Origin of the sequence: Streptomyces katrae, from assembly GCF_000717655.1 — a bacterium.
GTDB classification, from domain to species: Bacteria; Actinomycetota; Actinomycetes; order Streptomycetales; family Streptomycetaceae; genus Streptomyces; species Streptomyces katrae_B.
The window spans coordinates 145,653-159,995 of the sequence record NZ_JNZY01000014.1 but is presented as its reverse complement, the minus strand read 5'-3'; the positions used below and the strand labels follow the sequence as shown (position 1 = coordinate 159,995).

Below are 14,343 nucleotides of genomic sequence, written 5' to 3'. Positions count from 1 at the left end.
GGGAGATACACCGTGGCCGTCATGGACCGGGTCCGTACCGTTGCGCAGCACACGCCGGGCATCCAGGTGAAGAAGGGGTCCGCCGGACTCGGCGTACTCCTCGCCCTGGTCGCCACGGTCGTCTGGTCCGGCAGCTTCGTCGCCACCCGGGGGATGGCCGACGCCGTCCCGCCCGTCCAGGCCGTGTTCTGGCGCTGGATCATCGCCACCCTCGCCGTCGCCCCCTTCGCGGCCCGGCAGGCCTGGCAGCAGCGGGAGCTGATCCGCCGGCACCTCGGCTTCATCGCCCTCGCCTCGCTGTTCGGTGTCGCCCTGTACAACACGCTCGTGCACCAGGCCGGACTGACCACCTCCGCCTCCAACATGGGCATGATCATGGCCGCCTCGCCGGTCGTCATGGCGCTGTACGCCCGCCTCGGCGGCGAACGGCTCGGCGCCCGGCGCACCTTCGGACTGCTGCTCGCCGCCTTCGGTGTGCTGCTGCTCGTCGGGGACGGCTCGCTCGGCTTCGCCTTCGGGGCCGGTGACCTGTGGATGTTCGCCGCCGCCCTGTCGTTCGCCACGTACAGCGCGCTGCTCAAGCGCAAGCCGGCCGAGCTCGGCGGGCCGGCCTTCCTGATCACCACCTTCGCGCTCGGCGCGCTGATGCTGGCCCCCGCGTACGCCGTGTCCGTCACCGTCCAGGGCGGCTTCGAGGTCACCTCGGGAACCGGCGGCATGCTGCTGTACGTCGGCGTCATGTCCTCCGCGGTCGCGTTCTTCGCCTGGAACAAGGCCGTCTCGCTCATCGGGGCGGCCCGGGCGGGAGTCGTCTACTACCTCCAGCCGGTGTGCGTCGCCGGCCTGGGCCTCCTGCTGCTCGGCGAGCGGACGGGCCCGGCAGAGCTCTTCTGCATGGCGCTCATCCTGGGCGGCGTGAGCCTGGGAGCGCGCCGGTAGGTTCGGTCCATGACCGAGTGGGACATCAAGAAGCTGCGGATCCTGCGGACCCTGGCCGACCGGGGGACCGTGACCGCGACGGCCGAGGCGCTGCACATGACGCCCTCGGCCGTTTCGCAGCAGCTGACCAATCTCGCGCGGCAGTTGGGAGTGCCCCTGCTGGAGGCACGGGGGCGCAGGGTCCGGCTCACGGATGCGGCGCACCTCGTACTGCGGCATGCGGAGGCGGTGTTCGCGCAGCTGGAGCGCGCGGACGCCGAGCTGGCCGGGTACCTGGCCGGGGATGCGGGGGAGGTCCGGATCGGGGCGTTCTCCACGGCCGTGCCGGTGCTGGTGGTCCCGGCGGTGGCGGCACTGCGGCGGAGCCACCCGGGGGTGGAGGTACGGGTACGGGAGACCGAGGCGGCGGAGTCGTACGAGCTGCTGTCGGCCGGGGCGGTCGACCTGGCCCTCTCGCTGGCGGCCCACGCCCCGACGGCCCGGGACCCGCGGTTCACCCGGCTGACGCTGATGGAGGACCCGCTGGACGTGGCCCTCCCGCCGGACCACCCGCTGGCGGCGGCCCCGGCCCTGCGGCTGGCGGACCTGTCCGGCGATCCGTGGATCTACGGGGGCAGCGGACCGTGGCAGGAGATCGCCCGCAACGCGTGCGAGGCGGCAGGCTTCGTGCCGGAACAGGCGCACTCGGCATCCGGCTGGACCGCGATCCTGGCGATGGTGGAGGCCGGCATGGGCGTGGCGCTGGTCCCCCGCATGGTGTCGAGCCGGGCCTCGGGGGTGACGGTGCGGGTCCTGACCCACGACCGCCCGACCCGGCACGTCATCGCGGCCACGCGCCGGGGCTCGGAATCCGCGCCGGCGGTGGCCCGCGCACTGGCCGCTCTCCGCGAAGCCGCCGCGGCCCGCTAGGCCGTCTCTGCCCCGTGCCCGGTGGGCCCGCCGAACGTGCTCGGCGGGCCCACGGGGGGTGGGGTCAGGCCGAGGCCGAGGCCGAGGCCGCGTCTGCGGACTGGGCCTTCAGGGCGCGTTCCACGCCCGAGCGGGACTCCGAGACCAGGCGGCGCAGGGCCGCGTTCGGCTGCGCCGAGGTCAGCCACGCGTCCGTCGCCGCCAGGGTCTCCGGGGAGACCTGCAGGGACGGGTACAGGCCCACCGCGATCTGCTGGGCGATCTCGTGGCTGCGGTTTTCCCAGATCCCCTTGATCACCGCGAAGTACTTCTCGGTGTAAGGGGCCAGCAGCTCGCGCTGGTCGGTCTGGACGAAGCCGCCGATCACGGCCTCCTGCACCGCGTTCGGCAGGTCCGCCGAGTCCACCACCGAGGCCCACGCCTCGGCCTTGGCCTCCGCCGTCGGACGCGCGGCCCGCGCGGTGGCCGCGTGGCGCTCGCCCGCCGCCGTGCGGTCGCGCTGCAGCTCCGCCGCGATGGCAGGCTCGCCCAGCACGCCCGTGGCGACCAGGCGCTCCAGGAACGCCCATCGCAGCTCGGTGTCGACGACCAGGCCCTCGACCTCCGCCGAACCGTCCAGCAGCGCGGACAGGTAGGTCAGCTGCCCCTCGGTGCGGGCCGTGGCCGCGAACGCGCGGGCCCACGCCAGCTGGTGGTCGCTGCCCGGCTCGGCGCCGCGCAGGTGCTCCAGCGTCGCCTCGGTCCAGGTCGCCAGGCCCTGCTCCCGCCATGCCGGGTCGGCGTACAGGTCGACGGCCAGCTTCACCTGACGGTGCAGCGACTGGACGACGCCGATGTCCGACTCCTTGCCGATGCCCGACAGGACGAGGGCGAGGTAGTCGCGCGTGGCCAGTTCGCCGTCGCGGGTCATGTCCCACGCCGAGGCCCAGCACAGCGCCCGCGGCAGCGACTCGGTGAAGTCGCCCAGGTGCGCGGTGACGTTGGCGAGGGAGACCTCGTCCAGACGGACCTTGGCGTACGACAGGTCGTCGTCGTTCAGCAGCACGACCGCCGGACGGGCCCGGCCGACCAGCTCCGGCACCTCCGTCAGCTCGCCGTCGATGTCCAGCTCGATCCGGTCCGTACGGACGAGCTTGCCGCCGTCCAGGTCGTACAGGCCGATCGCGATCCGGTGCGGCCGCAGCGTCGGCTCGCCCTTGGCGCCCGCGGGCAGCGCCGGGGCCTCCTGGCGCACGGCGAACGCGGTGATGTTCCCCGCCGCGTCCGTCTCGATCCCGGGCCGCAGGATGTTGATGCCGGCCGTCTCCAGCCATGCCTTCGACCAGGTGGTCAGGTCACGGCCCGAGGTCTCCTCGAGGGCGCCCAGCAGGTCCGAAAGGCGCGTGTTCCCGAACGCGTGCGCCTTGAAGTACGCCTGCACGCCCTTGAAGAAGGCGTCGGTGCCCACGTAGGCGACGAGCTGCTTGAGCACCGAGGCGCCCTTGGCGTACGTGATGCCGTCGAAGTTGACCAGGACGTCGTCCAGGTCACGGATGTCGGCCATGATCGGGTGCGTGGACGGCAGCTGGTCCTGCCGGTACGCCCAGGTCTTCATCGAGTTGGCGAACGTCGTCCACGCCTGCGGCCACTTCGTGCCCTCGGCGTACGCCTGGCAGGCGATCGAGGTGTACGTCGCGAACGACTCGTTCAGCCAAAGGTCGTTCCACCACTCCATGGTGACCAGGTCGCCGAACCACATGTGGGCGAGCTCGTGGAGGATCGTCTCGGCGCGGCCCTCGTACGCCGCGTCCGTCACCTTCGAGCGGAAGACGTACTGGTCGCGGATGGTGACCGCGCCCGCGTTCTCCATCGCACCCGCGTTGAACTCGGGGACGAAGAGCTGGTCGTACTTGGCGAAGGGGTAGTCGTACGCGAACTTCTCCTGGAACCAGTCGAAGCCCTGACGCGTGACGGCGAAGATCGCGTCGGCGTCCAGGAACTCGGCGAGCGACGGCCGGCAGTAGATGCCGAGCGGCACCGACTGGCCGTTCGGGCCCTCGTACGAGCTGTGCACCGCGTGGTACGGGCCGACGATCAGCGCCGTGATGTACGTGGAGATGCGCGGCGTCGGCTCGAAGCGCCAGACGTTGTCCTTGACGTCCGCGGCGTCCGGCGTCGGGGAGTTCGAGATGACCTTCCAGCCCTCGGGGGCCGTCACCGTGAACCGGAACGTCGCCTTCAGGTCGGGCTGCTCGAAGCTGGCGAACACCCGCCGCGCGTCCGGCACCTCGAACTGGGTGTACAGGTAGGCCTGCTGGTCGACCGGGTCGACGAAGCGGTGCAGGCCCTCGCCCGTGTTGGTGTACGCGCAGTCCGCGACGACCTTCAGCTCGTTGGCCCCGGCCGCGAGGTGCTTCAGCGCGATGCGCGAGTCCCGGAAGACCTCGGCCACGTCCAGGGACTTGCCGTTGAGGACGACCTCGTGCACGGCCGGAGCGACCAGGTCGATGAAGGTCTCCGCGCCCGCCTCGGCGGACTGGAAGCGCACGGTGGTCACGGAGGGGTACGTGCCGCCCTCCTGCGCCCCGCTCAGGTCGAGGTCGATCTCGTACGAGTCGACGCTGAGCAGCTTCGCCCGCTGCTGAGCCTCTTCACGGGTCAGATTCGTGCCAGGCACGCGTTCATCTCCTTCGATGGTGACGTTGCCCCGCCATCCTTCCACGTGGCGCAGACCAGACGCCCTGGAGTAATCCACGGGCGAAACGCGGCGTCCGATTTCCGCCAGCTTCTCCGCGTCCGGGCGCGCACCCTGGACGGCATGACCACGCATTCCGCGCCCCGACCGGCGCTCCACGCCGTACGCCCCCTCGCCCCCGCCGCCCTCGCCGGCCTGCGCGTCCGTGACGACGCCGGCCGGCCCTGCCTGCCCTACGAGGACCCCGAGGGCGGCGCCCCGCTGCGCTGCTGCCTGCGCCGCAGCCGCCCCGGGGAGCGGATCGCCCTCGTCTCGTACGCACCACTGCGCCGCTGGGCCGCCGAGACCGGCGCCGACCCGGGCGCGTACGACGAGCAGGGCCCGGTGTTCATCCACGCCGCCGACTGCGGCGGGCCGGCCGAGGGATCCGGATACCCGTTCGCCCAGGCCGGGGCCCTGCGCACGGCGCGCCGCTACGACGCCGGGGGCCGCATCCTCGGCGGTCGCGCCCTGTCCCTCGGCGAGGAGCCGGACGCGGAGCTGGAGGAGGCGCTGTCGCAGGCCTTCGCCGACCCGGAGGTCGCCCTCGTGCACGTCCGCGCCACCGAATTCGGCTGCTTCCTCTTCGAGGCCCGCCGGCCCTGACGGCTGACGGCCGACGGGAACGCAAAAGGGGCGGCACCGGCCGGTGCCGCCCCATCCGCTCGGCCGGAGGCTCAGCCGCGCAGTTCCTCGGCGACGAGCTCGGCGATCTGCACCGCGTTCAGGGCCGCGCCCTTGCGCAGGTTGTCGTTCGAGAGGAACAGCGCGAGGCCGTTCTCGACCGTCTCGTCGGCGCGGATGCGGCCCACGTACGAGGCGTCCTTGCCCGCGGCCTGCAGGGGGGTCGGGATCTCCGAGAGCTCGACGCCCGGGGCGCCCTCGAGCAGCTCGTACGCGCGCTCCACGCTGATCGGGTTCGCGAAGCGGGCATTGACCTGGAGGGAGTGACCGGAGAAGACCGGCACGCGCACGCAGGTGCCGGAGACCTTGAGCTCCGGGATCTCCAGGATCTTGCGGGACTCGTTGCGGAGCTTCTGCTCCTCGTCGGTCTCGAAGGAGCCGTCGTCCACCAGGTTGCCGGCGAGCGGGACCACGTTGTACGCGATGGGGCGCTTGTAGACGGCCGGCTCCGGGAAGTCCACGGCGCCGCCGTCGAAGGTCAGCTGGTCGGCGGCCTCGGAGACCGCGCAGGCCTGGCCCTTGAGCTCGGCGACACCGGCCAGGCCCGAGCCGGAGACGGCCTGGTAGGTGGTGGCGACCATCGCGGTCAGCCCGGCCTCCTCGTGCAGCGGGCGCAGCACCGGCATCGCGGCCATGGTGGTGCAGTTCGGGTTCGCGATGATGCCCTTGGGGCGGTTCTTGATCGCGTGCGGGTTCACCTCGGAGACGACGAGGGGAACGTCGGGGTCGCGGCGCCACGCGGAGGAGTTGTCGATCACGACCGCACCCTGGGAGGCGACCTTCTCGGCGAGGGCCTTGGACGTCGCGCCGCCCGCGGAGAAGAGCACGATGTCCAGGCCGGAGTAGTCGGCCGTGGAGGCGTCCTCGATGGTGATCTCCTGGCCCTCCCACTCGAGGGCCGAGCCCGCGGAACGGGCCGAGGCGAACAGCCGCAGCTCGTCCACCGGGAACTTGCGCTCGGCGAGGATGCCGCGCATGACTCCGCCGACCTGTCCGGTGGCTCCGACGATTCCGACCCTCACGGTGACTCCTTCTGGTACGTACGACGCGGGCGCGTGAAGCCATCATGCGTTCGACCCCACGAGGCTTGTCCAATCCATTGTCCGAGGAACGGACAGTGTCCGGGGTGTGAACCCGGTTACCGTCCGGTAGTCAGGCCTGCGGCGTACGGAAAGCCCGAAGGGGCGGTGCCCGGTCGGCACCGCCCCTTCGGTGTGGATCCGTGGATCCGGTGGTGCTACGGGGTGACCTTCTCGATCTGGACGCTGCCGGTGCCGGCGGCGGTGCCGCGGGCGTTCAGCAGCTTGACCTGGCCGAAGAACTGCCGGCCCTCGGGCGCCGGGCTGTTGGCCACGACGTTCGCCGAGACGGTCGCCGAGGCGCCGTTGGCGAGGTTCACCGCGGCGGCCTCGTCGACCTGGACGGAGCCCAGGGCGGACGAGAAGTACACGTCGCGGTAGTCGTACGTGGTGGAGCCGGACGGAACGGCGTAACCGGTGACCACGAAGGTGTAGGTGCCGGCGGCCGGGTTGATCAGGCTCACGGCCTCCTCGGAGTCGCCGTCCGCGGACGAGCCGACCTTCACGCCGTCCTTGAAGACGTCGAGGTCGAGGTCGGCGCCGGTGTCGGAGACGTTGCCGATCGCCACGTCCAGGCGCGAGACGCCCTCACCGACGGTGACGGTGGTGGTCTGCTGCTCGCCGTTCGCGATGGTCGGCTTGGCGACCTTCGCGGAGCCGAGCGGACCGCCCTGGAGCTTGCCGCCGGAGATGGCGGCGGCGTCGTTCTTGATCGTCCACTGGACCGGGGCGGGGGTGCCCTGCTTCACCTCGGGCAGGACCTTGACCGCCGGGTCGAAGGCCGCACCGAGGACGCTGACGTCCAGCTTGAACGGGTTGTCGAGCAGCGGCGACGTACGGCGCGACTCGACCTCGATCTCCCAGACGCCCGGCTGCGGGTTCTCGTACGAGCGCAGGTCGGGGCGGCACTTGTTCGCCGGGTTGTCGTAGTTCGGGTAGCACATGGTGGTCGCGCTGTCCTCGACGCCCACACCGTACGGGTGGATCGAGATGAAGCGCGTCTGGCTGCCCGCCGCGAGACCGCCGAGGGCGACCTCGAGGGACTTCGCGCCCTGCGGGACCGTCACGAAGTACGACTTGTGGCTGTTGCGCTGGACGGAGGAGGTGTCCGACAGCGTGAACGACGGCTTCGCCAGCGGGGTGGCGGCGACGACCGTGGTCAGGATCTGCTTGTCGATGCCCTCGGTGGTCTCGTCGTCCAGCTGCAGGATGCCGCTGTGGACGCCGGCCGTCGTGGGCTTGGCCTCGACCTTGATGGTGACCGGCTTGTTCAGCGGCAGCGTGACGTAGTCGTAGCCGCCGACGACCTTGAACGTGCCGTCGTTGTTGCGCCAGCTCAGGTTGTGCCGGGTGCCGTACTTGACGCCCGTGGTGCGGGTGACGACGACGTCGTAGACCTTCTTCTGGCCGACCTTGAGGCCGCCCTCGCGGTCGTAGAGGCCGGTGCCGAAGCCCGGGGTCTTCAGGAACTGGTCGATCGCGGTGTCGACGGGCGCCTTGACGGTGAACTCGTTCGCCTTGGCACCGCGCTGGATGGACTCCCACGCACCGTTGATGTCGATCAGACCCGCGCCCTGGGCGTGCGCCGGGACGTCGTCGATCTTCTTCGCGGTGCTGGTGAGCGCGACGCGCAGGCCCGCCGGGGTGAGCGCGATGTGCTGCTGCTTCGCGGCCGAGATCAGCAGGGCGCCGGCGCCCGCCGCCTGCGGCGAGGACATCGAGGTGCCCTGCAGCATCGAGTAACCGGCCGGCAGGCTGTAGCCGGCCTCCTTCACCGGTCCGCCGGGCAGCCAGGTCTGCGTGGTGTTGATGGCAGCGCCGGGGGCGGTGATGGTCGGCGTGAAGCCGCCGTCCTCACGCGGACCGCGCGAGGAGAACGGGAACATGTTGTACTTCTTGGTCACGCCGGAGCCGTAGTTGGCGGCCCAGGTCTCCTTGGAGACCGCGGCACCCACGGAGATGACCTTGTCCGCGAGACCGGGGTCGCCGATGGTGTTGACACCGGGGCCCTCGTTGCCCGCCGAGATGACGAGCTGGACACCGTAGGTGTCGATGAGGTTCTTGTAGAGCTCGGCGCGGGCGTTGTTGCCGTCGTTCAGCGCCGGCAGGCCGCCGATGGACATGTTGACGATGTCCACACCGCGGTTGACGACGAGGTCGATCATGCCCTCGGTCAGCGCGACGTTGGTGCAGCCGCCGGACCAGGAGCAGGCGCGCGAGGAGACGATCTTCGCGCCGGGCGCCTCGCCGTTCATCTTGCCGCCGAAGAGGCTGTTGGCGGCGGTGATGCCGGCGACGTGCGTGCCGTGCTCGGACTCGATGATGCCGATGTTGACGAAGTCGGCCTTCTTGCCGACCCAGTCCCCGCCCAGCGGGTCCATCGGGACGTCCTTGCGGATCTGGATCACGAACGGGATGCGCTCGGCGACGTCGGTCGCCGGGTTGTCCGTGCCGAAGTAGCCGATCTGGTAGCCGTCCTTGTACGGCTTCATCGGCTCGTTGTTCGTGAAGTCGCCGTCCTGGTCGGTGTCGACGCGGACGGTGCCGGCGGCGGCGTCGTAGAGCATGCCGAACCGGTCGGTGGTGTCCCCGTCCCGGTTGACGTCGCCCTTCATGTCACCGGTGGCGGTGATCGACTCGCTGAACCGGCTCCACTGGTACGAGCCCTCCGGGGCCTTCCAGCTCTGGCCGCCGGCGCTGAAGGTGCCGCCCGTGGCCGCGACCGGGGTGATCTGCGCGCGCCAGGTGGCGTCGTTGTCGGTGATCGGGTCGGTCGCGGTGACCCAGTCGACGATCTTGCGCTCGCCCGTGGTGGTCTTCTGGAGCGCCGGGTGGCCGAGGTCGACGCCCGAGTCCAGGATGCCGATGGTCACGCCGCGGCCGTCGGCCTGCGGGTTCTTGGCGACGAAGTCCACCGCACCGGTCTCGAAGGACGGGTTGTACGGGTTCTTCGCGGGGGTGTTCTTGTCCGGCCCCGGGTAGGTCTCGGAGGCGGTCTTCTTCGCCGAGCCCGATTCCTTGCCGCCGTCGGGGCGCGGGTCCGACAGCTGGATCTCGTGCTTGAGGTCCATGGCGTGCACCGAGGACAGCTTGCCGGCCGCCTTCAGCGCGGCCTCGGCCTTGCCGGTGGGCAGCGTGGCCCGCACGTAGCCGAGCTTGTCGTCGGTCTGGCCGACGGAGGCGCCCTGGACCGCGGTGAGCTGGTCCGCGACCTGCTTGGTCTGGCCGGGGGCCGTGGCCACCATGACGGTGACGGTCGCGTCACCCTTGGCCTTGGCCTCCTGCAGCAGCTCGGCGTCCGCCGAACCGAGCTTCTGGTCGGCGGACTTGACGGCCGGGCCGGTGCCCGGGGTGCCGGCAGCGGGGCCGGTGGCCGCGAAGACGGGCATCGCGCCCGCGGTCGCGAGCGCGGCGACCAGACCGGCCGCGGCCGCGACGCGTGCCACGCGTCTGGCCCCGGATATGGAGCTGGGGGATTCGAGGGTCATCAGCATCCCTGGATAAGTGAAAGATACGGTCCGGATTTCGGTGCCGGATGACCGGTCAGCTTTGCGCACGTGACGGCTCTTTGGGGAGCGTTGTCTTGACCGAGACCTGACATGGCGGACTCCCGCCAGCTCAGGGCATGTGCCATCAAGGCCGTACCGGGGCGTACCCGTACGAAACACAGGGATTGAAGAGTTGCTTTGTCGACTTCCCGACCTCTTGACGGAGGTGCGGCGGTGCCCGGTCTCAGATCGGGTGTGACAACTTCCGGCTTCTCAGCGCTCGCGCGTGCGCGCGCGGTGCTCGCGGAGCCGCTCGGGCGCCGAGACCAGCAGCTCCAGGTAGTCGCGGGCGGCCGTCCAGGCCGGACCCCAGGCCGGGTCGTCGAACTCCGCCCGCTCGCCCGGGCCCTCGGCGGTCAGGGTGACCCGGATCCGCCCGTGCTCCAGGACGGCGTCGATCAGGGCGCGCGCACTCGCGTCGGCCGGGTCCGCGACGGCGCGGGTCAGCGCCTCGCGGGCGGTCAGCAGATGGACGAGGGTCGCGGCGTCGGCGCGGAAGCGGCCGGCCAGCCCGGCGGTGCGCAGCCAGATCGCGAGCCCCTCGACCCGGGTCAGCCCGAAGGCGCCGGCGAAGAGGTCGGCGGACTCGCCGTCCTGGGTCCAGCGCGTGTTCAGCAGGTCCAGGGCGATCGGTCCGCCCGTCAGCGGGCGGGGATCCGCCGCCTCTGTCGCCATCCCGCCGCTCCTCCGTGCATGCCTGCCGATCCGTCGAGCGTACGTGACCGGCCGGCGCCGGTCGCCCTTCACCGGGGGAGTACGACCAGGTAGGCGGCCGGCTCGCGGTCGGCCGACGCCGCCAGGGCGGTCCGGACGACCGCGGCCTGCTGCTCGGGCCAGTCGCGGAGCTTGCGCGGGGTGATGTGCAGGACGGTCACCCCGACCCGTTCCAGGCTCTCCCGCTTGCGGACGGCCTCGGAGAACTGCTCGTCCTCGCCCTGCCGGGGCGCGCGGGTGTCGATCTCCACGGCGACGGCCTGCTCGGGCCAGAACGCGTCGACCCCGCCCAGGTGCGGGCCGCCGGGCAGGCGCAGATCCACGTTCCAGACCGGCTCGGGCAGCTCGTAGCCCCGTACGAGCTGGTACAGCCGGTCCTCGGCGATGGCCCGGCCCTCGGCGAGCAGGGCCTCGACGGCGTCCACCACGTGGGGCCGGTTCAGCAGCCGGGCCACCGTCAGCTCCCGTACGACGGCGGCGGGTTCGCAGTGCCCCGCCCGAACGGCCTCGCTCAGCAGGCGGCGTACGGTCCCGGCGTCGGAGAGCTGGGCGACGGCGTCGGCCACGGCCCGGGCCGCGGGTGCCACGGGCAGCCCCGTCACCTGCTGCGGCCGGGGCGGGGTGTGCGAGCGCACGATCCGCACGCTGCCGACGGAGCGGAGCCGGCGGGTGTGCGGCACCAGCACGTCGATCTGCGCGAGGGCGGTGAGTGCGGGGGCGGAGCCGAACCGGTACAGCGCGAGCGCGGCCAGCCCGGTGATCATGGCCTCGCCGCCGCGGCGGCCCGCGTACAGCAGGGCGGCGTGCAGGCGCTCCTCGCTGGTCGCGGCGCCCGCGTGGAGGAGGAACACCCCCGGCAGGATCTCCTGCCAGGGCCGCGCGGCGGCGTCGGAGGCGCTCACGCCGTGCTCGCGGAGCTGGGCGAGGCTCAGCACGAGGGGGCGGCTGCCGGTGAGGTGGGCGAGGGGGAGGGGTGCGTTGTGGTTCATGCGGCGGAGATTCCCGCTCGCCGGGGCCCTGCTAACCCCTGTTACGTTCCCGTCGACAAATCCGGACAAGCCCGCACTAAAGTACGGCCGTTCGAAAGCCGATACCGCCGTTCGCTTCGGTCGGCGGGGCCGTGGATCCGGCCCCGCCGACCGAAGCGTCAGACCGCGGCGGCCGCCTTGTCGCAGGCCTGGGCGCGCAGGGCGCGGGCCAGGTCGTCACGGGCCTCCAGCACCAGGCGCCGCAGCGCAGGCGCCGCGTCCGGGTGGGACGAGAGCCACGCGTCCGTCGCGGCCAGCGTGGCCGGCGAGTCCTCCAGCGACGGGTACAGCCCCTTCACCACATGCATGCCGATCTGGATCGAACGCTCCGCCCAGATCCGCTCGATCACCTCGAAGTAGCGCTCCGCGTAGGGCGCCAGCAGCGCCCGCTGCGAAGGCTGCTGCATACCGGCGATCGTCGCCTCCACGAGCGCGTTCGACAGTGCGTCGGATTCGACCACCGCCGCCCACGCCTGGTCCTTGACCGCTTCCGAGGGCCGCGCCGCCAGGCACCGCACCTGGTGCCGCTTGCCCGACGCGGTGTCGTCCCGCACCAGTTCCGCCGCCAGCGCGGCCTCGTCCACGGCGCCGTGCGCGGCCAGCGGCAGCAGGAAGTCCCACCGCAGCTCCTGGTCCACGTCCAGCCCGTCGATCCGCGCCGACCCGTCGAGCAGTCCCAGCAGCAGCTGGAAGTCGCCCTCGGTGGCCGCGCTCGCCGCGAAGAACCGGGCCCAGGTCAGCTGGTGCTCCGACCCCGGCTCGGCCATCCGCAGCTCCTGCAGGGCGACCGCGGACAGCACCCGGCCGCCCTGCTCGCGCCAGTCGGCCACCGCGTAGTGCGTGACCGCGGTCAGCGCCTGCGCGTGCACCATCTGCAGCACGCCGACGTCGCTCTCGCGCCCCGCGTGGGCCAGCACCAGCGAGACGAAGTCGCGGGCCGGCATCAGCCCGTCCCGCGTCAGGTTCCACAGCGCAGACCAGCACAGCGCCCGCGCCAGCGGATCCGCCACGTCCCCGAGCCGCACCCGCAGCGTCTCCAGCGAGCCCTCGTCGAAGCGCATCTTGCAGTAGGTGAGGTCCTCGTCGTTGACGAGCACCAGGTCGGGCCGCTCCTGCCCGGCCAGCTCCGCCACGGCCGTCCGGACCCCCGCCACGTCCGCCTCGGCCTGCGCATAGCGCACCAGCGAGCCGTCCTCCAGCCGGTACAGGCCGACCGCGACCCGGTGCGGGCGAAGCTCCTCGCCCTCCTGGACGACAGCCAGCTCGGTCACCCGGCCGCCCGCGTCGTACGTCACCACCGGCGTCAGCACGTTCACGCCGGCCGTCTGCAGCCATGCCCGGGACCACTCGGCCATGTCCCGCCCGGAGACCTCCCCGAGCACCGCCAGCAGGTCGTCCAGCGTGGTGTTCCCGTACGCGTTGGCCTTGAAGTAGCGCCGCGCGCCCTCGAGGAACGCGTCCCGCCCCACGTACGCCACCAGCTGCTTGAGCACCGCCGCGCCCTTGGCGTACGTGATGCCGTCGAAGTTGAGCTTCGCGTCCTCCAGGTCACGGATGTCGGCCGTGATCGGGTGCGTGGAGGGCAGCTGGTCGGCCCGGTACGCCCACGCCTTGCGGCTGTTGGCGAAGGTCACCCACGCCTGGTCGAAGCGGGTCGCGTCCACCTGCGAGAAGGAGCCCATGAAGTCCGCGAAGGACTCCTTCAGCCACAGGTCGTCCCACCACTTCATGGTGACGAGGTCGCCGAACCACATGTGGGCCATCTCGTGCAGGATCGTGTTGCAGCGGCGCTCGTACGCGGCCCGGGTCACCTTGCCGCGGAAGATGTACTCCTCGCGGAAGGTCACCATCCCCGGGTTCTCCATCGCGCCCAGGTTGTACTCGGGCACGAAGGCCTGGTCGTACTTCCCGAAGGGGTACGGGTAGTCGAAGTGCTCGTGGAAGAAGTCGAAGCCCTGCTTGGTGACCAGGAAGACGTCGTCCGCGTCGAAGTGCTTCGCCAGCCCCTTGCGGCACATCGCGCCCAGCGGGATCGTCAGGTCCCCGCGCGTGTAGGTGTCCGTCACGTAGTGGTACGGGCCCGCCACCACGCACGTGATGTACGTGGAGATCGGGGCGGTCTCGGCGAACCGCCGGGTCTGGCCCTCGCGGGACTCCTCCGCGCCGTTGCTCCAGACCTGCCAGCCCTCGGGCGCGGTCACCTCGAAGCGGTAGGGCGCCTTCAGGTCGGGCTGCTCGAAGTTCGCGTACACCCGCCGGGCGTCGGCAGGCTCGTACTGCGTGTAGAGGTAGACCTCGCCGTCCTCCGGGTCCACGAAGCGGTGCATGCCCTCGCCCGTCCGGCTGTACGCGCAGTTCGCGTCCACCACCAGGACGTTCTCCGAGGCCAGGTCGGTCAGGGCGATCCGCGCCCCGTCGAAGACGGCGGCCGGGTCCAGTGCGCGCCCGTTGAGCGTGACGGAGTTCACCGACGGGGCGACGAGGTCCGCGAAGGTGGCCGAGCCGGGGGCCGCGGACTGGAAGCGGATCGTGGTCACCGAGCGGAAGGTCCGGGGGCCGTCGGCCGGTTCCGCCTCGTCCACGGCGGACCTCAGGTCGAGGACCACCTCGTACCCGTCGACGGACAGCAGCTCGGCCCGCTCGCGGGCCTCGTCACGGGACAGATTCTCTCCGGGCACGTGCACTCCTTCGTGCGTGATCGCGATACCTGATCGAATCCTCGCACGGGG

Annotated in this window: 8 protein-coding genes and 1 pseudogene; 3 read left to right on the top strand and 6 right to left on the bottom strand. The window is 71.6% G+C overall.

Annotated features, from left to right (window positions below; all coding sequences use genetic code 11):
* Positions 1 to 21: 21 nt before the first annotated feature.
* Positions 22 to 939: a DMT family transporter gene (locus tag IF09_RS0119315; protein ID WP_051832645.1), complete on the top strand. Its 918-nt coding sequence runs from the start codon at positions 22 to 24 to the stop codon at positions 937 to 939.
* A 9-nt stretch (positions 940 to 948) separates the two neighbouring features.
* Positions 949 to 1,848 (top strand): LysR family transcriptional regulator, encoded by a 900-nt coding sequence (locus IF09_RS0119310; protein ID WP_030297323.1) that lies wholly within the window; start codon positions 949 to 951, stop codon positions 1,846 to 1,848.
* A 64-nt stretch (positions 1,849 to 1,912) separates the two neighbouring features.
* Here the strand turns inward: IF09_RS0119310 and pepN (IF09_RS0119305) are convergent, their stop codons facing one another.
* Positions 1,913 to 4,504, bottom strand: a complete 2,592-nt coding sequence (gene pepN, locus IF09_RS0119305; protein ID WP_030297321.1) for an aminopeptidase N — start codon at positions 4,502 to 4,504, stop codon at positions 1,913 to 1,915.
* Positions 4,505 to 4,645: 141 nt separating this feature from the next.
* Between pepN (IF09_RS0119305) and IF09_RS0119300 the strand changes: the two genes are divergently transcribed.
* Entirely contained in the window at positions 4,646 to 5,167 is a 522-nt protein-coding gene (locus IF09_RS0119300; RefSeq protein ID WP_030297320.1) for a DUF1203 domain-containing protein, read from the top strand.
* A gap of 71 nt (positions 5,168 to 5,238) precedes the next feature.
* Here IF09_RS0119300 and IF09_RS0119295 read toward each other — a convergent pair whose 3' ends face one another.
* The 5 genes and pseudogenes from IF09_RS0119295 to pepN (IF09_RS0119275) form a co-directional block, all read right to left on the bottom strand.
* Entirely contained in the window at positions 5,239 to 6,267 is a 1,029-nt protein-coding gene (locus IF09_RS0119295; RefSeq protein WP_030297318.1) for an aspartate-semialdehyde dehydrogenase, read from the bottom strand.
* Between the two features lie 215 nt (positions 6,268 to 6,482).
* Positions 6,483 to 9,812, bottom strand: coding sequence for a S8 family serine peptidase (locus IF09_RS0119290; protein WP_030297312.1), 3,330 nt, complete (start codon positions 9,810 to 9,812; stop codon positions 6,483 to 6,485).
* Positions 9,813 to 10,115: 303 nt separating this feature from the next.
* Positions 10,116 to 10,547: pseudogene (locus IF09_RS0119285) on the bottom strand (ABATE domain-containing protein); the annotation flags it as partial.
* Positions 10,548 to 10,615: 68 nt separating this feature from the next.
* The gene (locus tag IF09_RS0119280) at positions 10,616 to 11,575 is read right to left on the bottom strand and encodes a hypothetical protein (protein WP_030297309.1); all 960 of its coding nucleotides are present in this window, start codon (positions 11,573 to 11,575) and stop codon (positions 10,616 to 10,618) included.
* Between the two features lie 158 nt (positions 11,576 to 11,733).
* Positions 11,734 to 14,292: an aminopeptidase N gene (pepN, locus tag IF09_RS0119275; RefSeq protein ID WP_030297307.1), complete on the bottom strand. Its 2,559-nt coding sequence runs from the start codon at positions 14,290 to 14,292 to the stop codon at positions 11,734 to 11,736.
* Positions 14,293 to 14,343: the final 51 nt, after the last annotated feature.

Bases quoted from the DNA above. Each gene is read 5' to 3' on its own strand.
- IF09_RS0119315 (WP_051832645.1), top strand. From the start codon at position 22: ATGGACCGGGTCCGTACCGTTGCGCAGCACACGCCGGGCATCCAGGTG.
- IF09_RS0119310 (WP_030297323.1), top strand. From the start codon at position 949: ATGACCGAGTGGGACATCAAGAAGCTGCGGATCCTGCGGACCCTGGCC.
- IF09_RS0119300 (WP_030297320.1), top strand. From the start codon at position 4,646: ATGACCACGCATTCCGCGCCCCGACCGGCGCTCCACGCCGTACGCCCC.
- IF09_RS0119290 (WP_030297312.1), bottom strand. From the start codon at position 9,812: ATGACCCTCGAATCCCCCAGCTCCATATCCGGGGCCAGACGCGTGGCA.
- IF09_RS0119280 (WP_030297309.1), bottom strand. From the start codon at position 11,575: ATGAACCACAACGCACCCCTCCCCCTCGCCCACCTCACCGGCAGCCGC.